Source organism: Cognatundibacterium rugosum, assembly GCF_014284365.1.
In the GTDB taxonomy this organism is placed as follows: Bacteria; Pseudomonadota; Gammaproteobacteria; order Burkholderiales; family Burkholderiaceae_D; genus Undibacterium; species Undibacterium rugosum.
Genome location: NZ_JACOGG010000002.1, coordinates 214,348 through 237,545, shown reverse-complemented (window position 1 = coordinate 237,545; position 23,198 = coordinate 214,348). Strand labels below are relative to the sequence as shown.

Sequence of the window (23,198 nt, the reverse complement as noted above, 5' to 3'; positions counted from 1 at the left end):
TTGCGGCATGTGCCGCCTATGCAGGTTGAGCGGATCGCTGACAACTAAGAATTCATTATCTATCCAGGAATTTGTCTATGCCTTATTTTGGTGTTGGTCTGCATTTGCTGATCGTGATTTTTTTTGCTGTGCATGTGATACGTACCGGGCGTGAATTGTACTGGCTGGTCATCATGTTCATGTTCCCCTTGCTTGGCAGTGCGGTCTATTTCTTTGCCGTATATTTGCCGGAAAGCCGTATTCAGCATCATGTGCATAAAACTGTCAAAGCAGTTGCACGCAGCCTTGATCCTGAACGTGAATTGCGCGAGGCGCGCAGTGCGTTTGAGCTGACACCGACCGCACAAAATCAGATGCTGCTGGCCAATGCCTTGCTCGACAGTGGTGCGGTAGCGGACGCCGCAATTCAGTTTGACGCTTGTCTGCAAGGCCCGTTTGCGCGTGATCCTGAAATTCGGCTGGCGGCGGCCCAGGCCCACTTATTGAGCCGTCATGCGGAACGTGCACTGGAGCTGGCCAGTGCTGTGCGCGCCGACAGTCCGTCCTATGCCGCAGAGCGTCAGGCGATATTGCTGGCACAGATTTATGATGCGCTGGACAGGCAGGCGGATGCAGAGCGTGAATTCCAGCTCGCAGCACAGCAATTCGGTAGCCTGGACGCGAAAGTGGAACTGGCTGAATGGGCATTGCGTCAGTCGCGTACTGATCAGGCCAGACAACTCTGCGCCGATATTGATCTGAGCGCACGTCATATGCCAGCGCATGCGCGCCAGATGAACCGCGATTTGCTGAGCCGTGTTGAGCGTGTCAGGCAAGCTGTATCCTGATTTGTAGCGTGTGACGGAGCCCTTATGCTTAAAGATTTTCCCTATCGAATAATCCATGATGTACCGGATATCGTGGTATATCAGCATTTGCGTCAGAGCGCAGGGCTGAGCCCCAAATCCACTGTCGCCGCCAGCCTGGGTTTGCCAGCCAGCTTGTTTGCGGTGCAGATCAAGGATGCTGAGCAAACCATCGCGATGGGGCGCGTGATCGGCGATGGCGGCTGTTTTTTTCAGGTAGTGGATATTGCGGTATTGCCCGCGTTTCAGGGCCAGGGCTTAGGCAAACGCATCATGCAGGAAATCACAGCCTGGCTGGAGCAACACGTACCGGACAGTGGCTACGTGAGTCTGATTGCCGATGGCAAGGCACATCAGCTGTACGCACAGTTCGGCTTCGCAGCAACCGCACCCGCATCGATAGGCATGGCCAGAAAAATAACGAGGTAATATGAGCACCGCAGAACACATCGTACAGGCGCAATTGGATGCCTACAATGCACGCGACTTACAGGCATTTGTCGCCTGTTATGACGAACAGATCGAGGTATTCCGCCCACCCGCTGCAGAGCCTGTGATCACAGGCATCGCCGCGCTGGCGCAACACTATGCCGATAAGCGCTTTAACTTACCGGATTTGCATGCTGAGCTGGTCAATCGCATGGTGATAGGACAAAAGGTGATCGATCACGAGCGTGTACATGGTGTGGCGGAACACATTGTTGAAGCAGCGGCTGTGTATGAAGTGAGCGGACAAAAAATAACCCGGGTCTGGTTTTACTAGGCTGATCATGCACTTGTTATCCGGCATTCACCACGTCGCTGTGATCTGCTCCGACTATGCGCGCTCCAGATATTTTTACCATCAGATACTGGGTTTACCTATACTGGATGAGCACTACCGGGCAGAACGCGATTCTTACAAGCTGGATCTGGCTTTGCCGGATGGTGCGCAGTTAGAGTTGTTTTCTTTTCCGGATGCGCCGCCACGTCCGTCCTGGCCGGAAGCGCAGGGCTTGCGCCATCTGGCATTCCGGGTGCAGAATCTGGAGCGGGTGCTGGCGCATTTGCAGCAGCATCAGGTGGCTTGCCAGAAGATCCGTGTTGACGAATATACCGGGCGGCGTTTTTGTTTTTTTGCCGACCCGGATGGTTTACCGCTGGAACTCTATGAAGACAGCGGTGCGTCAGCAAAGTGATTTATCCTGCATAGTAAGAAATTAAGAAATGCCGCCAGATCTGGCTGAAAAGCGACCCGGGATTCACTTCATCAAATATGTCAGGAGGTCAGCATGTCGACAGTTCCTATCGTGATGGATATTGAAGCATCTGGCTTTGGCAAAGGCAGTTACCCGATCGAACTGGGCTATTCCCAGCGCCACGGCGAAGGCTGGTGTACCTTGATCCGGCCCGAGCAGGATTGGGTACATTGGGATAGTCAGGCGGCACAAATACACAATATACCCAGAGAATTGCTGCTGGAGCGCGGCAAAACCGCTGCACTGGTGGCGACGCTGCTCAACCAGCAACTGGAAGGCTGTACCGTGTACAGCGATGGCTGGGGGCAGGACTATGTGTGGCTGGCCCGATTATTTGATGCGGCTGGCTGTTCCCCGCATTTCCGGCTGGCTGATTTGCGCGAAATCATTTCGCCGCAACAGGCCGTACTTTGGCATGCGACCCGGCTGCAGGTGGAGCATGAATTGGCGATCACCCGTCACCGCGCCAGTAATGATGCGCGCGTCTTACAACTGACCTGGCTGCGCACCTTGGATGCGAGCCGGGTTTTACATTAAAACTAAGCGCTGCAGCCTGAACTGCCGCTTTCCGGAGACTCAATGAAACTATCCCGCATCGTCTGGACTTTACTGTTGTTGTTGGCATTGGTCGTTGCTTATCTGACCCTGGCGCCGGTGCCGGTCAATCCGGTTGCGTGGCAAGCGACTCCTTTCGTCGGATATGCCCCACCGCATGCCAGAAATGAACAGCTCGCGCATTTACAGCAGCTCAATATCGGCAGTGAGACGGGGCCTGAACATTTGTTGTTGGGTCCGGATGGCAGATTGTATGCAGCAGTCGCCTCCGGTGCCATCCTGCGCATGCAGGAGGATGGGGCCCAGCGTGAAGTATGGATCAATACCGGCGGACGTGTACTGGGTTTTGCCTTTGATGCGCAGGGCAATATGATTGCGGCGGATGCCTACCGTGGTTTGCTCAGGATTACACCGGACAAGCAGATCACTGTGCTGTGCGATCAGGTGGATGGCACGCCAGTCTTGTATGCGAATTCTGTGGTGGTGGCAAAAAACGGCAAGATCTATTTTTCTGATGCGAGTCAGCGTTTTGGTGCCAGGCAGTCGGGTGGAACTTTTCATGCCAGCGTACTCGATATCCTGGAGCATTCATCCACCGGCCGTGTGATTGAATACGATGTGCAGTTAAACCAGGCAAGGGTTGTGGCGGATCAGCTGAGTTTTGCCAATGGGGTGGCGCTGAGTCAGGATGAGCGCTCTTTGTTTGTGGTTGAAACCGGTGAGTACGCCGTCTGGCAAATCGCGCTGAGCGCACAACAGCTGCATCTGAAGTCGAATAAAGACCAGCGCCTGGCGCATCGTATCCTGCGCGATTTACCTGGCTATCCCGATAACCTGATGCGCGGTGAACATGGCCGTATCTGGCTGGGTCTGGCCAAGCCGCGTGGCGCAGCGATTGACCAGATGGCGGACAGACCCTGGTTGCGCAGTCTGACGCTGCGTCTGCCACGCTTTTTATGGCCAGTACCGCCCGCCTATGGACATGTGCTGGCCTTCGATGAGCAGGGCAAGATTGTGGCGGATTTGCAAGACCCGGGCGGCACCTATCCCGAAACCACTGGCGTACTCGAAACACGCGACCGCCTGTATGTGCAAAGCCTGCATGCGACCTCGATAGGCTGGATGAGTAAACCGCCGAACCTGCGCTGATTCCAATGCCTGCATTTTTGCAGTTCATGACTGCAAATTGACGCACTGTCGCATGCTGCTGGCGGTACTGTCAGCCTGTCCTTATCATGACTCCTATACCACTTACCACACGGAGTCATGATGAATAAAGCGACCTATATGCATGCACTGCAACAGGCGTTGACTGGCCTGCCCGGCCCGGTGATCGAAGAATGCCTGTGGACGTATGAGCGAAAATTCCTTGACGCGATGCTGGCCGGGGAGAGCGAAGAAAGCATCGCGGCGCGTCTGCCTAAACCGGAACTGGTAGCGGCACAAAAGAAAACCAGCGTGCGTTACCACGCTTTGCAAGTACGCTTCAGTCTCGTGAATCTGGCGCGCCTGTTTGTCGCGCTGACTGGCCTGGCCTTCCTGAACCTGTTGCTGATTGCACCTGTCATGGCCGCTGTCAGCGTCCTGTTCGCCGGATTTGTGACCTCGGTCTGTCTGTATTTCGGCGGCATCCTGTTCGCGGCAGCCGGTGTGGCTGGTATTTCACAATTCCATGTACAGATCCCACAAACCCAGACTGTGACTGTGCGTCAGAGTTTTGATGCGCGCATTGCTCATGAACCGGTGCAAATAGAGATCAATGGCAGCGGTGTACATGCCCAGACCGCGACCACCGCCGACGTCGTTGCAGCCAGTCTGCCGGAAGCAAAGCACACCGCACAGACCATCAAGGCTGAACCGATCGATATTCAATTCAGCTTTAGCGAGCCTATGGGAACGTGGCAGGCAGTCAAAGGCTTGGGCATGATAATCGGCGCTATCCTGTTGATGATGCTGACTTTTTGGCTGACCCGTTTTAGCTGGCATGGTGCTGTACGTTATCTGCGCTGGACTGCACAGCAATTGCGTCATGCCCCTATGCACACCGCCTGAAGATTTTTGAGAAAGGACATATCATGAAAAAACTTATCCGTACCGGTGTCAGCATGCTGGCTGTATCACTGGTGTTGACCTCAGCCACCGCCTGGTTGATGCAGGCGCATGCTGCGGGTACTCAGACAGCCGCGGTTGCCAGCGAAGTCCGGCCTATGGAACAACAGGTCTTGAATGTCGTCATGAATGGCCCGGTCGATCTGGTCTTAAGACAAGCGACTCAAGCTGAGTTATTGGTGCGCGGGGACGCAAAACTGGTGCCGCGTGTGACCACTAAAGTCGAAGGAAATACCTTGTACGTGAGTACCCGTGGTTTATTCATTGCAATTGGTCAGTCCGACCAGACCCGGGTGGAACTGGCTTTACCTGCGATAGAAAAAGTCCAGCTCAGCGGTAGCGGTAATGGCAGTATCCGTGGCTTCAAAGCGAAACAGATAGAGTTGATACTGAAAGGTTCCGGCGATCTGAATATGGATGCTGATTTTCAGCGGGTACAAGCTGTACTGGGTGGTAGCGGTAATCTGAATCTGGGTCTGCCCAACGGTGACACCATTGATCTCACGATGCAGGGCTCAGGTGATGCGATCTTGAAGGGACAAAGCCGTCTGCTGATTTTGAAATCCATGGGTTCCGGTGATTTGAACGCGACGGGACTCAAGGCGTCCCAGGCGCAACTGCAACAGCAGGGTTCCGGCGATGTGAAAGCCTGGGTGAGCGAAGACATCAAAATTAAATTGTCGGGTAGCGGTGACGCCGTCATCAGTGGCAATCCTGGAAAACGCAGTATTGAACGTCACGGCTCCGGTGACATCATCTGGAAATAATGCCGTATCTGCTGAAGACCCATGATCGCAAGCTGTAAGCCGTGCCGGATGTGCACCTGAGTGCCATCCGGTTGTTCTGTCTGTTGTTTTTTCTGTGTTCTCTGTTTTCCTTTCTTCCGCAGCTGTCGACATGCTGCGTCCCAGATCCCCTTCCTCTGAACATGCAACAAATCGGTGCAACAAGCTGGCGCAATATTTGCATTAGCGACATGGGATGGCGCTATGCTTATTGATATATCCAACCAATAGTCAATAAACACAGTTTCTTCACTTCGCGGGAATTAATCTAAATTGTTGTTATTTATCCGCAGTTAAGGGTAATTTTTTACTAAAAAACTAAATTATTAAGTAAGAAATGGCTGCAATTTGGTTTTTTAGATTGAAAATATTTATTCTTTCTGAATTAAATTCAGTGTCGTGACGAGTGGTAAGCAAACTCTATTTACAGCGAGAAGATTTCTGCAATAATCCGAACGGACGTAAGCAGATGTAAAAGGATGTAAGCAAATCACAGTAGTTCTGGACTGAGGTAAAACCGCCCAGGCGGCGTTATGGTTCCCCTTCGTATGCTTGTGCAGTTTGAAGCCTGCGTCAGTCCCGTAGTTTTGTTTAGTGCAATCGATGAAGTGCAGACCCTGCGGCGTGAGACCGGCGCAGGCATGTTTTTAACCTGACCAACCCAGAATCATGACTGCTATGCAAAGTAAGTGCCTGACCGTGTTGTTTGTTGCGTTTAGTTTCATCGCCAGCGCGACTGCACAAGAAAATCCTATGCAATTCTTAAGTCGTGCCAATGCCAAAGTGGCGCGCGCAGCATCCTTAAAAAATAAATGGGATGGTCCGGTTGAAGGTCCGAAGTTACAGAAAAAAAAGAAGATCATTTTTATTGCTGCCGACATGAGTGATGCCGGTACTTCAGGCTTGTTTAACGGAGTGCGGGAAGCCGGCATGGCAGCCAGTTGGGAAACCCTGCCTATCGATTGTCGTGGCAGGTGTAATCAAGGTGCCGCGATTATCAAGCAAGCCATTGATATGAAAGCCGATGGCATTATTCTGGCTGGCGTTGATGTGAGTACCCAGGCCAAAGGCATGGCCGCTGCTGCCAGCGCTAAAATTCCTGTGGTAGGCTGGCATGCCTCACTGAAGCCGGGACCGGTTGATGGTCTGTTCACCAACCTCGCGACCAACCCCAAAGAGGTCGCACAGCTGGCCGCCTTGCTGACTGTGGTTGAGTCAAATAACAAAGCGGGTATCGTGGTATTCACCGATTCCACGAATCCGTTTTTACAAGCCAAATCTGCGGCGATCATAGAAACCGTCAAGCAATGTGAAGGCTGCAAATTACTCAGTGTGGAAGACGTGCCGCTGGCAGAAACTCATCTGAAAATGAAGCCAGCCGTTGAGAGTGCCGTTAAACGCCATGGAGCCAAATGGACCCATGTGATTGCGGTCAATGACTATTATTTTGATATGCTGGAATCCGCACCAATTGCGGCTTTGCTCAGCAATAATAAATTGACGGGTGTGGCGGCCGGCGATGGTTCAGCTACCGCATATAAACGCATACGCAGCAATGGTATACAGACCGGTACGGTGCCGGAACCGTTGACGCAGCAGGCATGGCAATTGGTGGATGAACTGAACCGCGCCTTCGGTGGTCAGCCAGCCAGCAATTTCGCGATTCCGCCACATCTGGTCACAGCACAAAATATTGCGTATGACGGCGGCGCTAAAAACAGCTTTGAACCGGCCAATGATTTCCGCCACCATTATCAGGAAATCTGGAATAAGTGATTTCAGAGATTTCATTCAGACTCAGGGATGAAACATAAAAGGCAGCCAGGCTGCCTTTTATGTTTTTTGCGTAAGCGTACCAGCACTTTCTCAGCATTCAGTCTATCGACCATAAATGATGCGCATCGAGTTCAAAACGCGCCTGAGCCATTAAGGCATCGAGCTGAGCGGTTTCGGCATTGAGCCTGGCTTCCATGGCATAACGCCGTATCTGCAGGCTATCGGTCAGCGAGACTTCCCCGAGCTGATAGGCTTTCAGCATGGTTTGTGCCTGTGCCTGACTTTGCTGGCTCACGTTTTGCAGGGTTTGCCAGATGCGATAGGATTGTTCGCGCTCTGCCACCACTCGTTGCGCATCGCGGAATACCTTGCTGCGCACCTGATCCAGCTTGGCCTGGGCGATACCGGCTTTGCTGACGGCAGCCTGCGCATCGGCCTGACGCGCAGTGCCTGACAGCGGTATCGAGATACTGAAACCAATCAGACTATCCTGCCCATTGCGTTCACGTGCCGCACGTATGCCAAGCACAGGGTCTGGCATGGTGTCGGCGCGCACCCGGCTGGCCTGCATTTTGGCCATTTCGGCTTCCAGTTCCAGCAATTCCACCTCATGATTATCTTCAGTGATTTCTTCTATTGCCTTGCTATTGGCCACGGCCGGTAAAGGTTGCGGCAGTACGGTCAGCGTTGGTGCCGGTAATTCGGGATAACGGGTTTGCAAATTGCGCAGCAGCTGTTCTTCACGCAGCTGTGCCTGCTGCAATAGAGCAGTCTGACGTTGTAGTTCGGTTTCGGCCAGTTGTTGTTCCAGCCTTGCCGCTTCGCCGGCTTTGACGCGTTTGCTGGCGATGCTCACCACTTCCTGCAGCACCACACATTGCTCCTCCACTTGCTGGCGATAGCGTATCGCACGCAAGGTATCAAACCAGTCAGTCAACAAGCCACGCGCAGCTTCATGCCAGATATCGGCATGCGCGATGCGTGCGATTTCTTTGCCTTTCTCACCGAGCGCCTGATCCTGGCTGGCTTTGCCAAACCAGCGTACCGCACGCTCTACACTGATTTCCTGATCACGTGTGACGACGGCAGCGGCATCTTTACGCTGAGTCTGCGCCAGCTTCAATTGCCATTCGTGGGAGCCGCTGTTGAGTTTTTGTTGTTGGGCGACTGCCAGTTCCTGTTGCAGTTTTCCGGTGCGCAGCTCGGGTAGCTGATGTAGGGCCAGTCTGACCTGCGCTTCAGCAGGCAGGATGGCAGCAAATGGCGGTGCCAGCGGATGACCGGAATTCGCGAAACTCAGCGGACTCAACAGCACCAGACCGGCAAGGCTGAGGCGGACATACATGGTGTTCATTGCAGACTCCCTGATTCGATCACAGGCGTGATCCAGTAATGGATATCGGCACCCGGAAAATGTTGATTAAGCAGTTGTAGCAAGGCGCGTAACTGAGCCAGTGCGCCACAGACCAGAAATAACTGACGCTGGCTGCGGCCTTGCACCTGTTCCATGGCGCTCAACAGGCGGGTATGTTGTCCCATACCTTGTGCTGGCAGCAGCGTGAAGCCGGATGCGAGTTCAGGATGCGCCAGCAGCAAATCGGCGATGTCTTCATCCAGCGTGCGCGGAATGGCCAGCTGCAGCACGGCGTTTTGTTCTAAGTTATGAATCATGATCAGACTTTCTCAGCAGTGCCGCCCGGCTGGCTGGCCAGCCCGAAGCGTGCAAATAAAACCGGTAACAAAATCAGCGTCAAGGCGGTTGCGCTGACCAGACCACCAATCACCACGATGGCCAGCGGGCGCTGAATTTCGGAGCCGGGGCCAGTCGCCAGTAACAGCGGTACCAGGCCGAAGGCGGTGATACTGGCGGTCATCATGACAGGACGGAAGCGACGCAGCGCGCCGCTGCTGACCACTTCAACCATCGCCACGCCACGCGCCAGCAATTGATTGAAGTAGCTGATCATCACCAGGCCATTCAGCACTGCAATACCCATCAGTGCGATGAATCCGACGGAGGCGGGTACTGACAGGTATTCACCGCTGATTGCCAGTGCCACCACGCCGCCGCACAAGGCAAACGGGATATTCGCCAGTACCAGCAAGGCCTGACGCAGGCTTTGCAAGCTGGAAAACAACAGCAGGAAAATCAGTGCCAAGGCCACTGGCACCACCAGCATCAGACGTTGCGCAGCACGCTGCTGATTTTCAAACTGTCCACCCCAACCGATCTGATAACCGGCCGGTAATTTCACTTTAGCTGCCACCTGCTGCCGCGCTTCTTCCACAAAGGACACCAGATCACGGCCATGCACATTGGCACGCACCACGGTCAGGCGCGATGCGTTTTCACGCTCGACTTTGACCGGGCCCTCCACCGTGCGTAATTGCGCCACCTGCGACAAGGGCACGGATACACCTTCACGCGGCGTTAAGCGCAACTGGCTGAACAACTCCGGCGACAAACGGGTTTGCTCGCTGCCACGCACCAGTAAAGGGAGACGCTGGCCTTCCTTTACCACCACGCCGGCTACATTGCCTTCCACCATAGTCCGTACATCGTTCTGTATCTGTTCCACGCTCATGCCCAGACGACCGGCTGCTTCGCGCTGAATATCGAGTTGCAGATACTGCACACCCTCGTTCTGTACTTTCAGCACATCCTGGCTACCCTGGATGCCATTGAGTACCTGCACGATTTGTTCCGCCAGCTGATTGAGTATCTCGGCATTCGGCCCATACACTTTGACCGCCAGATCACCGCGTACACCGGACAGCATTTCCGACGTCCGCATTTCTATCGGCTGGGTAAAACTGAAATTGACACCGGCAAATTCAGCAGTCACTGCGCGTAACTGTGCCATTAAGGCGTCTTTGTTCGCGGCTTTCCATTGTTCGCGTGGTTTCAGTACCAGGAAACTGTCGGTTTCATTCAATCCCATAGGATCGAGTCCCAGCTCATCGGAGCCTGCACGCGCCACGATACTGGCGACATCCGGCACTTTTTCCAGGATACGTTGTTGTACCGCCTGATCAATGCGGGCTGATTCCTGCAAATTCACAGATGGCAGTTTTTCTATCTGCAAAATGATATCGCCTTCATCAAGCACCGGCATAAAGGATTTACCGATGAACGGGAACAGCGCTGCACAGGCCACTAAGATCAGGCCTGCGATGCCGGCCAGCAGTTTGCCGTTTTGCAGTGCACGGCTTAACAGCGCCTGATAACGCTGCTCCATCCATTGCACCAGGCGTGGGTTATCACTATGGCTGGCTGGCAGCAACCACGAGCACAGCACGGGGATGACGGTAAACGAGAGGATCAGCGAACTGGCCAGCGCAAAAATGATCGTCAGCGCGACTGGTGCAAACAGCTTGCCTTCCAGTCCTTGCAGCGACAGCAGCGGCAGAAATACGATCATGATGACCGAGATACCGGCGCTGACCGGTAAGGCGACTTCTTTCACTGCACGGTAGATCACATGCAGGCGTGGCAGCAAGGCACTTTGTTGGTGTCCGCTGTGCGCTTCTATGTTTTCGACCACCACCACCGCCGCATCGACCAGCATACCGATGGCAATCGCTAATCCGCCTAGCGACATCAGATTGGCAGTGAGGCCGAAGTATTGCATCAGGATGAAAGTGCCAAGTGCTGACAAAGGCAGGATACAGGCCACTACCAGTGCTGAGCGCAGATTGCCGAGGAAAAGATACAGCAGGATCACGACCAGGATGCTGGCCTCTGCCAGCGCTTTGCTGACAGTTTGAACTGCACGTTCAACCAGATGACCGCGATCATAAAAGGTATTGATGGTGGTGCCGGCTGGCAGACTCGCCTGTAGGTTGTTCAGGCGTTCGCGCACTTGCTGCACCAGCTGACGTGCATTGGCACCACGCATGGCCAGCACCAGTGCTTCCACCGCTTCGCCCTGACCATCTTTGGTTACTGTGCCATAGCGACTGAGCGCGCCGATGTTGACTTGTGCCACATCGCGGATGCGAATCGCGACGCCGTTTTGTTCAGCTATTGCAATTGCACCGACATCATCCAGTGTGCGGATATTGCCGTCGCTTCTGACCAGCAGCGATTCTTCGCCAGAAGATAAGCGCCCGGCACCGTCATTACGGTTATTGCTTTCCAGCGCAGCGCGTAATTGCGCCAGCGTCAGGCCGCGAGCGCTGAGTGCATCCGGATTGGGTACCACTTCAAAACTTTTGACCAGACCACCGAGTGAGTTGACATCGGCCACACCGGGGATGTTGCGCAACTGCGGACGTATGGTCCATTCCAGCAGACTGCGTTTTTCCATCAGCGAGAGCGGGCCTTCGATGGTGAACATAAATACTTCACCGAGTGGTGTCGTGATCGGTGCCAGACCACCGCTGATGGTAGGCGGTAAGTCTTTTAACACATTGCTCAGGCGTTCGCTGACTTGCTGGCGCGCCCAGAATACGTCCGTGCCTTCCTGAAAATCCAGCGTAATATCGGCAATCGCATATTTGGATTGCGAGCGCAGGATGGCCTGGCGCGGTATGCCCAGCAATTCCTGCTCAACCGGCGCCACAATGCGCGCCTCGACTTCTTCCGGCGTCATACCGGGTGCTTTCAGAATAATTTTGACCTGGGTGCTGGATACATCGGGAAAGGCATCGATAGGCAGGCTTTGAAACGCCTGATAGCCAGCCGCTGCCAGCAGTAGTGTCAGTACCAGCATCAGCAAGCGCTGCGCCAGTGAAAATGCAATCAGTTTGGCCAGCATTATTTTTCTCCGCCTTCTTCCGCGCCCAGTCCCAGCCAGGCGCCTTTGAGTATGCCTATGCCACGGTTCGCCACCTGATTACCTGCGCGCAGCGCAGGATGACTGGCTTGCAGCCACGCCAGCTCGCCCTGTTTGCTGAGTACTTGCACCGGTATTACCTGAAAGCCTTTGTCATTGCGGATAAACACGTGGCTGCGCTGCTGATTTTGGACGATTGCGCTTAAAGGCACAGCGACGGAGGCAGCAGGTATCTGGCTGTTCTGTATGCGCGCCTCCACATACTGGTTCAGTTGCAGACAATCTTCGCGCTTACTTTGTGCTGCCCGGATCAGGCTAGTCTGATTCTGGCTTTGAACCTGATTGGCGATCGCAATCACTTTCAACGGTGCACACTGGTTGATGCTCACGCTGTCACCGATACGTACCTGGGCTGCCTGCTGGGCCGAGGCCTGTAACTCTACCCAGTAAGGACCGGATTTGCTGATAGCTGCAATCGGGGTTCCGGCCTCAATACGCTGACCTGGTTTGACACTGAGTTCGCTTAACGTGCCGCTGGCACTGGCGCTGATACTGAGCACCGGTGATAACTGCTGCTTATTCAGTAACTGGTTGATGCGCGCATCGCTAAGGCCTGCGCTGCGCAAGCTTTGGTAACGTTCACGCGCCGCCACCTCGGCCTGGACCGCGGCGCCGCTGCTTTCCTGCCAGCGGCTGCGCGCGATGATGCCTTCCTGTAGCAGCTTTTCATCACGTTCGCGTTTTTCAGCCGCGAGCCGCGCCGAGGTTGCCAGTTGCAGATATTCGCGCTGCATTTCCATTAACTGTGGACTATGCAAGACCACGATGGGCTGTCCCTGATGCACCGCTTGCAGCGCATTGTGCTGAACTTCCTGCACTATACCGCTGACCATGCTGCTGACGATCACCTGACCATTGGGTGGGCTGATGACAGTGCCGGATAAATGCAGGCCCTGTGGTGTGCCGGTCGTGGTTTTGGCGGAGGCTTCACTGCTGATCAGGGCTGTGGTGGCGATATTTGCGCGTTGTATTTGTGCGCTGTTCAGCGTGATCTGGGCCGGTTCGCTGGCAAGGCTGGCCAGTGGCATGCCGAGCAAGGGCAGCAGACAGGTCAGGGTTAGCTTAGTCATAGTGGATGCTCGCTGTGAGTAGGTGATGATTTGGGTTGAGATAGTGGAGCTAATCATGCAGCACACACCACGGGTGCATACTGAACTGTGAGCGACATGATGCAGGCCAGAACTTAAGGAGTTCTTAACAAAGCGGCGTTACAATCCAAAACCAGACCGAAAAAACTCAGGGAAAACAGTATGCGTATCTTGTTAGTTGAGGATGATCCGCAGTTAGGACGTGCAACCCAGCTGGGGCTGGATCAGCTTGGCTATACGGTGGACTGGCTGCAGCGCGGCGACAGTGTGGTCACGACGGTGTTGCAGCATGATTACGAGGCGATACTGTTGGACCTGAGTTTGCCGGGCATGGATGGCATGCAGATCCTGCGCCAGTTGCGACAGCGTGATTACCATCATCCGGTGCTGGTGATCACGGCGCGTGATCAGATTCCGGACCGCATCGCAGGGCTGGACGCGGGTGCGGATGATTTTGTGATCAAACCCTTTGATCTGGATGAATTATCGGCGCGCTTACGGGCCGCCAGCCGCCGGGTACATGGCCGTATCCAGGAACTGATCCGCTATGCGGGATTGCTGATTGATGTATCGGCGCGCAGCGTGCAGCTGGATGGCCAGCCGGTGGCACTGACCGCAAAAGAATTCAGCGTCTTGTTGATGCTGATTGAGCATCAGGGCCAGATCGTGAGCCGTGAACAACTGGAAAGCACGGTCTACGGCTGGGGCGAAGAAGTAGAGAGTAATGCGATTCAGGTTCACATCCACCACTTGCGCAAGAAACTCGGCAAATCTTTGATACGTACCGTGCATGCGGTTGGCTATATGATGGATAAATTGCCAGGAGCCCCGTCATGAGTGCGACCGCTGAAGCGCCGCGACAATGGTCTTTACGCCGCACCCTGCTCGGTATTTTGCTGAGTCTGACCATCGGTATCTGGAGCGTCAGCGCCGTATTGGTGTATCTGGATGCGGACCGCGAGAGTCGCGAATTATTCGATCAGTCGCTGGCAGAAACTGCACATATCCTGTTGTCACTGGCTGAACACGAATTTGGCGAAGGTAGCTGGCATCAGGCGCACCGGCTCGGTGAATCCACTGCGGCTCATCATGAGGAATACCTGCTATTCCAAATATGGAGTGCCGATGGTCGTTTGCTCTATAAAAATTCAGGAGCGCCGGAAACCCCGTTTCGGCAACAGGCAGCCGATGGTTACAGCTGGCTGAACCTGCAATCCAGTCAATGGCGTCATTACTCGATTTGGAATCAGCCCCGTACGGTGCAGATTCAGGTGGTGGAACCGATCAGCCACCGTAAGGAAATCAGCAGTCGCTTTGCCTACCGGCTGGCGGCGCTGGCGCTGCTGATCATCCCCTTGCTGGTGCTGGCCATCTGGTGGGCGGTGAACCGGGTATTCCGCAGCCTGCAAGATTACGCGAGTCAGGTATCACAACGCCAACCCGGCGATTTGCAGCCGCTCAGTGCGGCGGATGCACCGATGGAGATCAATCCTTTATTGCATGCGTTGAACCGCTTGTTTGAACGGGTCGCCCAAACCCTGCAACGTGAACAGCGTTTCACCGCTGATGCCGCGCACGAATTGCGCACGCCGCTGGCTGGTCTGAAAACCAATCTGCAGGTTTTGCAGCGTGCGCGCAATCCGGAAGAAAGTGCCGAAGCGATTGCCGGATTGCGCGCCGGTGTGGAAAGGGCAAGCCGCCTGGTTGCACAACTGATGAGTCTGGCGCGCAGCGAGCCGGAAAGCCACCTGAACGCACAGCATCCGGTCTGTGATCTGGCGGCCAGTCTGCAGTCAGTTTGCATCCACTGGCAAGCAGAAGCGGAAGCTGTCGGACTGGCCTGGCAACAGGACTTACAACAAGCCTGGGCGAGGGTGGATGCCGCCGAATTGCACATCCTGGTCAGAAATCTCATAGAAAATGCATTACGCTATACGCCCGCCCCCGGGCGGTTGAGGCTGTCCTGTGGCAGTCATTCAGGCCGGGCATGGCTGGAAGTCGAGGATAGTGGCCCCGGCATTCCCGAGCAATACCGTGAGCAAGTCCTGCAGCGTTTCTTCCGGCTGGCCGGCGCTGATCAGCCCGGTAGCGGACTGGGGCTGTCCATCGTGAAAAATATTGCTGATGCCCATGCGGCCAGCCTTCAATTGTCAGCCGGCGATGAGGGGCAGGGTTTGCGGGTCAGACTGGAATTCCCGGCCTGGGGCTGAATTCCTGGCAGACTAAATCGGCTGAACCGACTGAAGCAGCGTATCATTACGCCCCTGATTGCCATAGCCAATAACCTGACTGTGGCAGTAACCTGTATTTAGGACTTACGCAAAACCGCCCCAGCTGCGTTATGGCTCCTTGTCGTACACTGCGTACTGCCTGCGTCGCCATGGTGTAACGGACATCGCTTACCAGCGATGTTTCCTATAGCACCAAAGGGATTTTAGCCTTGCCGGGACAATTTTTGCGTAAGTCCTCATTTAGCTTTTTACCGGAAACACCATGACTCAGCCATCTTCTTTACCTGTTCCTGCATTCCGCCGTGCCGTGGTGGTCGGTGGTGGTCCGGCTGGACTGATGGCGGCTGAAACCCTGTCGCAGCAAGGTCTGCAAGTCGATTTGTATGACGCCATGCCTTCGGTAGGCCGCAAGTTTCTGCTGGCCGGTAAGGGGGGAATGAACCTGACCCATTCCGAACCCATGGACCGTTTTGTGCAACGCTATGGCAAAGCGGCTGATTACTTGCAAGCGGCATTGGCGGCTTTTGATAATCAGGCCTTGCGCGATTGGGCGCAGGGACTGGGTATTGCTACGTTTATCGGCAGCTCTGGCCGTGTGTTTCCGACCGATATGAAGGCGGCGCCTTTGCTGCGTGCCTGGCTGCACCGTTTGCGTGAACAGGGTGTGCGCTTTCACATGCGTCATCGCTGGCTGGGCTGGGATGCACAGGGACGCTGTCGCTTTGCGCATGCCGATGCTGAAATTCCGGTTGAGGCCGATGTGCTGATTCTGGCCTTGGGTGGTGGTAGCTGGGCGCGGCTGGGTTCGGATGGCAGCTGGATGCCGCTGCTCGCCCAGCAGGGTGTGGCGTTGAGCCCTTTACTGCCGTCTAACTGTGGCTTTGAGCGCCCGTGGACACCATTTTTCCAGGAAAAATTTGCCGGTCAGCCGCTGCTGACCGTCGCTGCGCGTGTGCAGCATAGTGAGCAGCCCATGCGTCAGGGGCAGTTTGTGATCACCGCCAGTGGTGTGGAAGGCAGCCTGATCTATGCCTTATCTGCCGCATTGCGCGACCAGATTTTGACACAGGGCAGCGCCGTGCTGGAGCTGGATCTCTTGCCCGACAAATCGGCCGAAAGGGTATTGCATGAGTTGCAGTCAGGACGTGGCGCACGCTCGCTGAGCAGTTTTTTACAAACCCGGCTGGGTCTGGATAAATTAAAGATCGCCTTGTTGTACGAATTGCTGAGTAAAGCGCAACTGGCTGATACCAATGCGCTGGCGCTGGCGATCAAGCAATTGCCGCTGCCTTTAATGGCTACCCGTCCTTTAGATGAGGCGATCAGCAGCGCTGGTGGCGTGCGTTTCAGTGCAATCGATGCACGTGGCATGCTGACAGCGCGTGCCGGCGTGTTTTGTGCCGGTGAGATGATGGACTGGGAAGCGCCGACCGGCGGCTATTTGCTGACGGCTTGCTTCGCGACTGGAAAACAGGCGGCGCAGGCGGCGTTAGACTGGTTAAACAGTGAAAATTAAGTGGAGATTCGTAGAATTAACAGAATTTGTATGAATATCGATATCATTTCTTACGGCAGCGCAAGATCTTGTTACAATTCTGGGTTTGCATCGCCTATATCTTCGTTTTTCGTCGTTTTCTGAGCTAGCTTTATGAGTGATTCCCGTAATTCTGCGCGTCTTCCTGTTGCATGGCGGGCTGCCATCCAGGTAGCTCCGGGGCGCATTGTGCCGGCTAAAGTAGTTAATTTTTCTGCTTCTGGCATACAGATGCAGTCTGGCGTCATGCTCAAGGAAAAGCAGGAATATCAGATGATGATGGAAGTGCCCAGCCACAAAGATGCTTCTGCACGCACCCAGGTGGTCTGCAAGGCCACTTGTGTTTACACCATACTGAGCGGCAGCGAATACCGCGCCGGTCTGAGAATCGGTAATTACCCGCCTGAACACAAGGAATTGCTGCAAAGCTGGGGTGGCTGAACCAGGTGGCAGGAAGGCTGTATGATGGCAGCCATCCCACAGGATTTTTGTCTGCATTTTCTGAAGGTGAACTATGCATCAGGAACAGGTATTACCCGAATCCGCCGCTGCCGTGGCGCGCTTACTGCAGGCAGCAGGACATGATCGCCAGATTGTGCTCTTGCCTGAGACTGGCAAAACCTCGGCCGAAGCCGCTGCCGGTCTAGGCTGCAGCGTAGCTGAAATTGCCAAATCCATCGTATTCCGCCGTCAGTCCGATGATGCCGCCGTGATGGTGATCGCCAGTGGTAATAACCGCGTCGATGAGCGCAAAGTCGCTGCTATCACCGGCCCGCTGGCCAAAGCCGATGCGCGTTTTGTGCGTGAAAAAACTGGCTATGCGATAGGTGGCGTGTGTCCGATCGGGCACGTGGAAAAAGTGATCCTGCTGATCGACCGCGATTTAATGCAATACCAGACTGTCTGGGCCGCCGCCGGCCATCCGCATGCGGTGTTTGCGATGACGCCGCAGCAGTTGCAGGCGATGACCGGTGCACCACTGGCAGATATTGCACTTAACCCTGACTAAGCACTATGAGCATACTTTACGATTTTGATCCGGCGCTGGCCGACCCTGCACAAGCCGTGCCTTCACCTTGCGTTGGTGTTTGCCGCATGGATGAAAAAAATGCCTGGTGTGCTGGCTGCTTCCGTACCGTCCCTGAGCTGACCGGCTGGAGCAATGCCAGCAATGAACGTAAAATCCAGATCTGGCATCAGGTCAAAGAACGCATGTTCTGAGCGCATTCGCGATGACCACCACGCTGCGCTTCCCCCCGGGCATACAAGTGTTGGAACGTGGTTGGCTGTCGTCCAATAATATCGTGTTACAGGATGCAGAGCGTTGTGTCCTGGTCGATTCCGGCTATCTGACGCATGCGCCGCAAACGCTGGCTTTGCTGAGTCACGCCTTACAGGGCCGCCAACTTGACCTGCTGCTCAATACCCATTTGCATTCCGATCATTGTGGCGGCAATGCATTATTGCAGAAAAAATACGCCAGTCAGACCTGGGTACCAGCGCAGGAAATGGATGCCGTACAGCAGTGGGATGAACAACGCCTGAGTTTTCTGGCGACCGGTCAGCAGTGCGCGCGCTTTCAGTGTGATGGCGGATTGCAGCATGGGCAGCGCTGGCAACTGGCAGGACTGACATGGGAAGTGATACAGGCACCTGGCCATGATCCTCACTCCATCATGCTGTATTGCGCGCAGGAAGGCATATTGATTTCTGCTGACGCCTTATGGGAAAACGGTTTTGGCGTGATTTTTCCTGAGCTTGAAGGCGGTTCCGGTTTTGCTGAACAGGCACAGGTATTAGCACTGATTGCAGAGCTCAATCCTCGTATCGTGATACCCGGCCACGGGGCGCCTTTTAACGATGTCAGCAGTGCCTTGGCACGCGCCCGCGGCAGACTTGATTATCTGTCGTCCCAGCCGCAGCGCAATGCACGTAATGCACTCAAAGTGCTGATCGCCTTCATGTTGCTCGATCAGCGGCAGATCACGCTGGCACAACTGAATCTGCAGCTATTCCGCAGCCGGCTGATGCAGGCTGCCGCCTGTCAGTTACTGCCTGCAGATCAAATACTCGATGCCGCCTGGGTACAGGATTTACTGAGTCAGCTTGCTGCTGAACTGGTTGGTGCCGGCGTCGCAAAACTGGAGGCGGACTACCTCATCAGTTGCTGAGAAATTCTGGATTTTTTTGATCGGCTCAGAAAATTTATATCCATTCTAGATAGAAATGTACGGAAACAAAATTTCCGTAAATGAATTTTTTGTCGCTTAGATACATCAGTGCTCAATAATTTTTAACACTTTCTTTTTCAGAAAATTAAATAGTGCTAATGTACACAAAATACACAAAGTGCGAGAACGCACATAAAGCGATGCAAAACAGCGAGCAATTTGGGGGATTATCATGCGTAAATTTCTACTCATCATCACGATAACGGTATTTGGTTTGCAGCTCTCAGCTTGTCACAGCATTCGCAGTGGCGGTGCGCCCGAGCCTTCCTTCAATATCGATCAGGATCTGGAGCAGCTTTCTAAAGAATTCGCGAGCGCCACCAACATCAGCGAATATTACAAACTCGATGCAGAAAAACGGCAGGATGCGCGTAACCGTTTTGTATCAGGACGCCTGGTGCAAATGGATCTGCAATATCTGAAATTTATCCGCACTCTGACTTCCGACAAACAGCAACTGGATGCCGCTACTGACGTGGTCAATATGAGCCTGAATCTGGCCGGTACGCTGGTTGGCGGCTTACAGGCGAAATCCAATCTGGCAGTCGCCGCAGCCGGTATCAGCGGTGCTAAAACCACCATAGACAAAGATTTTTACTACGAAAAAAGCATACAGGCGTTGGTGGCGACCATGAATGCCAAACGTAAGGAAGTGCTCTACAAAATTCTGCTGGGCCTGTCGGCCTCGACAGAGAACTATCCTTTCGAACGAGCAGTCACCGATCTGAATGAATACTATCTGGCCGGCACCCTGAATGGCGCACTGCAATTCATTAATTCGCAGGCAGCTGAGAGCAGTGCGCAGAGCGATAAAGCACTGGCCGTGCTATATAAAGTGCCGGTTCCTAGTCAGCCGCAAATCATTAGCCTAGGCAGTCTGACCGATGCGGTGGGCTCGCCAGCGATGACGCCGGATAAGGCGAAAGCCATACTGACTGCCTTGGGCGTTAAGCCCGATGCATTACCTGCCACACTGGATGGCAGCGACGGTAAAACAGGGGCCTTGCAGTTGCTGAAAACGCAGATTCGCGCAGCGAAGAATCTGGCTGATGATACGGATCGTGAAGTCGCCATACGTGCGCTGAACGCGGCCTTTAAAGCGCAGGGTTTTTAAACTCAGCCTGTTTGATTGATTTTTTGCTTGTTACGCATAGCGAACTGAGAAGGAAAAAATAATGTTCACTTACATCGTCGAAGTCGATCCGCAATTGACGCTGGACGACATCAGCCTCGCCATCGCCGGTGAAGAGGCGACCGGTGCAGAATTTCAGCGGGTCGCACTGTCATTTCACGAAAACCGTATCACCAATTTGGTGACCTTCAATGATCTGCCTCCCGGTAAGCGCCCGACGCCGCAAATCCTCTTTTTGGCAGAAAAAGCCGCTGCGCCAGCCGGGAAAAAACTGCTGTGGGCAGGCGTCATTCTGGTCAGCGGGGCGAATACCGCAGTCAAGGCTTACCGCTGAACTATATCGCGCCCTTAGCCTGAGCAAACGCCGGGCCACGGGCGCTCGTTGAGATCGTTTATTTCAGCGTATAAGCCGCATCCGTAAAAGGTTTCAGCGGTGCCAGGTCGGCAAACTGGGTGGCGCGGCCCTGTTGTTTTGCCATGAAGGCTTCGAGCAGATTACTGCTTTGCCAGATGCCGGATTGTAGCCAGCTCATTTGCTGTAAAGCGTCATGCGTGCTGTGGTCACGTGCATAATGGATAGCCTGCTTGCTGCCCCAGATTGCTATTGGCGGTTTGGCGGCGATTTCTGTCGCCATTTGCAGCGCTGCTGCCAGCATCTCTTCCTGTGTATCAAACACTTCATTGACCAGCCCGACCGCCATGGCGCGCCCAGCCGGTAAGCGGCGGCCGGTATAGGCCATCTCATGCACGATGCCTTCGGGGATCAGCTTAGGCAGACGCTGTAAGGTACCGAGGTCGGCGGTCATCCCGATATTGATTTCCTGAATACAGAAAAACGCATCCTGGCTGGCCAGCCGGATATCGGTGGCGCAGACCAGATCGACACCGCCACCGATACAACCACCCTGGATTGCTGCTATGACGGGCATGCGTAAGGCTTCCAGCTGGTTAAAACATTGATGCATGTCTTGCAGCACGAGACCGATATTGGCGCGTCCGGTCGCTTGCTGATCGTCCAGGCTGAAGCTGCCACTGGTGAACACATCCAGCGCCATGCCTGCCGTGAAATGCTTACCCGTCGAAGACAGGATCAGCACCCGCGCCGCGGCTTCCTGTTGTAACTGACGCAGTATCGCACTCAGCTCACGGAAAAACACTGGCTGCATGGTGTTCATGCTATCCGGGCGCTTAAAGCGCAGATGTGCGATTTTGTCGCTGAGTTCGAAGTCAAAGCATTGATAAGTCATCGTGTCTCCTGGTTGTTATGGGGAAATCAGCACAGTGGCCTGCATCGTTGAGGCCATCAATCCGGCGTCAAGCTTAACCCAGCTCAGCGCAGCTGTTTTGCACAATATCATCTAATTACCTGCCGACCCAGGCGCGCTTTGCGGCGAAAAGCGTGCCAGGATACCTTAGGGCCTGCTTACATTCAGATTCCGCATCTCGTAATTTAAATGTTAACAGGCCCTGGTATCTGCGGAGTTAAGCGGAATTCGGCAAACTTTGCGCTCAGACTCAAGTTTGTCACCGGAATTGCCGTAACCGAACTATTCCCCATCAGAAATGCTCCGATTATGCGCCGCTATCCCGCCCTCCTGTTGACCCTGCTGCTGGCGAGCTTTGCTCACGCAAATGACGGCCCAGCCTCGTCGCCTTCCAAACCGATCAAGCAGGCATCGGCCAAGGAAGACGGTGCGTCTGAGAAAAAAGACACGAAAAAGTCATCCAAAGACAAAGAAAAAGACACAAAAGACGCGGCTGCCAAAGAAGCCTTGCAGGCTGACGAACTCGCCGCAAAAATCGCCGAACGCTTAGCTGTTTTACGCAAAGACAAAGAACGTGAGGAAGCGCCCAAAGCCCGTCCTGTAGTGCGTAGCTATGCGCCTCCGGTAGTGAAAAAAGCAGAACCTAAAAAAGAAGCCGAGCACGGCACGGCGGCAATTGTTGCTGCGATGGGTGGTCATGGCGCGCTGCATTGGGGATATCAGGGTGAGGGCAGTCCGCTCAACTGGGGAAAAATGAATCCCTCTAATGCTAAATGCGACAACGGCGATCGTCAGTCGCCGATCGATATCCGCGACGGCATCAAGGTCGATCTCGATCCCATCAATTTTGATTACAAATTATCTGGCTTTAATGTGATCGATAACGGCCATACGATACAAGTCAATGTCGCTGCCGGTAACTTCATCACCGTGATGGGCCGCAGTTATGAACTGATGCAATTCCACTTTCACAAACCGTCGGAAGAACGCATCAATGGCAAGAGTTTTGAGATGGTGGTACATCTGGTGCACAAAGACGCCGATGGCAAGCTGGCGGTCGTGGCGGTGCTGATCGAACGTGGCAAAGCGCATGCACTGGTACAGCTGGTCTGGAATAATTTGCCACTCGAAAAAAATGAAGCGGTCTCTGCGCTGAGCGCCATGGACCTCAGCAATATCCTGCCACTCAAACGCGGCTATTACACCTATATGGGTTCACTCACCACCCCACCTTGCAGTGAAGGCGTGTTATGGATGGTGATGAAAGAGCCGATAGAATTGTCGGCAGAACAGATAGGCATTTTCCATCGGCTATATCCGATGAATGCCAGACCGGTACAAAAAAGTTTTGGCCGCATGATTAAAGAATCGAGTTAAGCGGCGCGCATCAGTTTGTCTATCCAGTTTACCCGGCGTATCAGCCGGGTATTTTTTTGGGGATTGCGACAGTGTGATACAAAACAGTCACTACAGTACCTTCGGTATCAGGGAAAGAGATGTTTCATGTCGAGAATGAAACATAGCTAAGTGCTTTATATGATACCGAGAATTGATACCGAGTCAGAACTACG

At 54.1% G+C, this 23,198-nt stretch carries 24 protein-coding genes; 19 read left to right on the top strand and 5 right to left on the bottom strand.

Annotated elements, in window-relative coordinates:
- The first annotated feature begins 77 nt into the window (after positions 1 to 77).
- The 9 genes from H8K47_RS02740 (at position 78) to H8K47_RS02700 (ending at position 7,308) form a co-directional block, all read left to right on the top strand.
- Complete coding sequence (locus H8K47_RS02740; RefSeq protein ID WP_186879893.1) at positions 78 to 827, top strand: hypothetical protein; 750 nt, start codon at positions 78 to 80, stop codon at positions 825 to 827.
- 24 nt (positions 828 to 851) lie between these two features.
- Complete coding sequence (locus H8K47_RS02735; RefSeq protein ID WP_186879892.1) at positions 852 to 1,274, top strand: GNAT family N-acetyltransferase; 423 nt, start codon at positions 852 to 854, stop codon at positions 1,272 to 1,274.
- Position 1,275: 1 nt separating this feature from the next.
- Entirely contained in the window at positions 1,276 to 1,608 is a 333-nt protein-coding gene (locus H8K47_RS02730; protein ID WP_186879891.1) for a nuclear transport factor 2 family protein, read from the top strand.
- 7 nt (positions 1,609 to 1,615) lie between these two features.
- Positions 1,616 to 2,023: an SMU1112c/YaeR family gloxylase I-like metalloprotein gene (gene gloA2 / locus H8K47_RS02725; RefSeq protein WP_186879890.1), complete on the top strand. Its 408-nt coding sequence runs from the start codon at positions 1,616 to 1,618 to the stop codon at positions 2,021 to 2,023.
- 93 nt (positions 2,024 to 2,116) lie between these two features.
- Positions 2,117 to 2,620, top strand: a complete 504-nt coding sequence (locus H8K47_RS02720) for a hypothetical protein (protein ID WP_186879889.1) — start codon at positions 2,117 to 2,119, stop codon at positions 2,618 to 2,620.
- Between the two features lie 42 nt (positions 2,621 to 2,662).
- A complete protein-coding gene (locus H8K47_RS02715) occupies positions 2,663 to 3,787 on the top strand; it encodes an SMP-30/gluconolactonase/LRE family protein (RefSeq protein WP_186879888.1) in 1,125 nt (374 codons plus the stop codon).
- Between the two features lie 117 nt (positions 3,788 to 3,904).
- Positions 3,905 to 4,690: a DUF1700 domain-containing protein gene (locus tag H8K47_RS02710; RefSeq protein ID WP_186879887.1), complete on the top strand. Its 786-nt coding sequence runs from the start codon at positions 3,905 to 3,907 to the stop codon at positions 4,688 to 4,690.
- A 23-nt stretch (positions 4,691 to 4,713) separates the two neighbouring features.
- Positions 4,714 to 5,514, top strand: coding sequence for a head GIN domain-containing protein (locus H8K47_RS02705; RefSeq protein WP_186879886.1), 801 nt, complete (start codon positions 4,714 to 4,716; stop codon positions 5,512 to 5,514).
- Between the two features lie 696 nt (positions 5,515 to 6,210).
- Positions 6,211 to 7,308 (top strand): substrate-binding domain-containing protein, encoded by a 1,098-nt coding sequence (locus H8K47_RS02700; RefSeq protein ID WP_186879885.1) that lies wholly within the window; start codon positions 6,211 to 6,213, stop codon positions 7,306 to 7,308.
- A gap of 97 nt (positions 7,309 to 7,405) precedes the next feature.
- Here the strand turns inward: H8K47_RS02700 and H8K47_RS02695 are convergent, their stop codons facing one another.
- From H8K47_RS02695 to H8K47_RS02680, 4 genes are read right to left on the bottom strand one after another with little or no spacing between them, the layout of a single operon-like run.
- Positions 7,406 to 8,662: a TolC family protein gene (locus H8K47_RS02695; protein WP_186879884.1), complete on the bottom strand. Its 1,257-nt coding sequence runs from the start codon at positions 8,660 to 8,662 to the stop codon at positions 7,406 to 7,408.
- Entirely contained in the window at positions 8,659 to 8,979 is a 321-nt protein-coding gene (locus tag H8K47_RS02690; RefSeq protein ID WP_186879883.1) for a DUF3240 family protein, read from the bottom strand. The genes H8K47_RS02695 and H8K47_RS02690 overlap by 4 nt, the downstream gene beginning before the upstream one ends.
- A 2-nt stretch (positions 8,980 to 8,981) precedes the next feature.
- Complete coding sequence (locus H8K47_RS02685; protein WP_186879882.1) at positions 8,982 to 12,068, bottom strand: efflux RND transporter permease subunit; 3,087 nt, start codon at positions 12,066 to 12,068, stop codon at positions 8,982 to 8,984.
- Positions 12,068 to 13,216, bottom strand: a complete 1,149-nt coding sequence (locus H8K47_RS02680) for an efflux RND transporter periplasmic adaptor subunit (protein ID WP_186879881.1) — start codon at positions 13,214 to 13,216, stop codon at positions 12,068 to 12,070. Before H8K47_RS02680 ends, H8K47_RS02685 begins: the two co-directional genes overlap by 1 nt.
- A 180-nt stretch (positions 13,217 to 13,396) precedes the next feature.
- On the opposite strand from H8K47_RS02680, the gene H8K47_RS02675 reads away from it, so the two are divergent.
- The 9 genes from H8K47_RS02675 to H8K47_RS02635 all read left to right on the top strand — a co-directional run bounded on the left by H8K47_RS02675 (position 13,397) and on the right by H8K47_RS02635 (position 20,696).
- Positions 13,397 to 14,071: a response regulator transcription factor gene (locus tag H8K47_RS02675; protein WP_186879880.1), complete on the top strand. Its 675-nt coding sequence runs from the start codon at positions 13,397 to 13,399 to the stop codon at positions 14,069 to 14,071.
- Complete coding sequence (locus H8K47_RS02670; protein WP_186879879.1) at positions 14,068 to 15,444, top strand: ATP-binding protein; 1,377 nt, start codon at positions 14,068 to 14,070, stop codon at positions 15,442 to 15,444. Before H8K47_RS02675 ends, H8K47_RS02670 begins: the two co-directional genes overlap by 4 nt.
- Positions 15,445 to 15,727: 283 nt before the next feature.
- Positions 15,728 to 16,981, top strand: coding sequence for a TIGR03862 family flavoprotein (locus H8K47_RS02665; protein ID WP_186879878.1), 1,254 nt, complete (start codon positions 15,728 to 15,730; stop codon positions 16,979 to 16,981).
- A 132-nt stretch (positions 16,982 to 17,113) separates the two neighbouring features.
- Positions 17,114 to 17,440, top strand: coding sequence for a PilZ domain-containing protein (locus H8K47_RS02660; RefSeq protein ID WP_186879877.1), 327 nt, complete (start codon positions 17,114 to 17,116; stop codon positions 17,438 to 17,440).
- A gap of 73 nt (positions 17,441 to 17,513) precedes the next feature.
- A complete protein-coding gene (locus H8K47_RS02655) occupies positions 17,514 to 18,008 on the top strand; it encodes a YbaK/EbsC family protein (RefSeq protein ID WP_186879876.1) in 495 nt (164 codons plus the stop codon).
- Positions 18,009 to 18,013: 5 nt separating this feature from the next.
- Positions 18,014 to 18,220: a DUF1289 domain-containing protein gene (locus H8K47_RS02650; protein ID WP_186879875.1), complete on the top strand. Its 207-nt coding sequence runs from the start codon at positions 18,014 to 18,016 to the stop codon at positions 18,218 to 18,220.
- Between the two features lie 11 nt (positions 18,221 to 18,231).
- Positions 18,232 to 19,170 carry an MBL fold metallo-hydrolase gene (locus H8K47_RS02645; protein ID WP_186879874.1) on the top strand — a complete coding sequence of 313 codons (939 nt, stop codon included), beginning with the start codon at positions 18,232 to 18,234 and terminating at the stop codon, positions 19,168 to 19,170.
- 232 nt (positions 19,171 to 19,402) lie between these two features.
- A complete protein-coding gene (locus H8K47_RS02640) occupies positions 19,403 to 20,344 on the top strand; it encodes a hypothetical protein (protein ID WP_186879873.1) in 942 nt (313 codons plus the stop codon).
- Between the two features lie 61 nt (positions 20,345 to 20,405).
- The gene (locus tag H8K47_RS02635; RefSeq protein WP_186879872.1) at positions 20,406 to 20,696 is read left to right on the top strand and encodes a hypothetical protein; all 291 of its coding nucleotides are present in this window, start codon (positions 20,406 to 20,408) and stop codon (positions 20,694 to 20,696) included.
- A 58-nt stretch (positions 20,697 to 20,754) separates the two neighbouring features.
- Here the strand turns inward: H8K47_RS02635 and H8K47_RS02630 are convergent, their stop codons facing one another.
- Positions 20,755 to 21,609 carry an enoyl-CoA hydratase-related protein gene (locus H8K47_RS02630; protein ID WP_186879871.1) on the bottom strand — a complete coding sequence of 285 codons (855 nt, stop codon included), beginning with the start codon at positions 21,607 to 21,609 and terminating at the stop codon, positions 20,755 to 20,757.
- 327 nt (positions 21,610 to 21,936) lie between these two features.
- On the opposite strand from H8K47_RS02630, the gene H8K47_RS02625 reads away from it, so the two are divergent.
- On the top strand, positions 21,937 to 23,004 hold the full coding sequence (locus H8K47_RS02625; protein ID WP_186879870.1) for a carbonic anhydrase: 1,068 nt from the start codon (positions 21,937 to 21,939) through the stop codon (positions 23,002 to 23,004).
- The last annotated feature ends 194 nt before the right edge of the window (positions 23,005 to 23,198 follow it).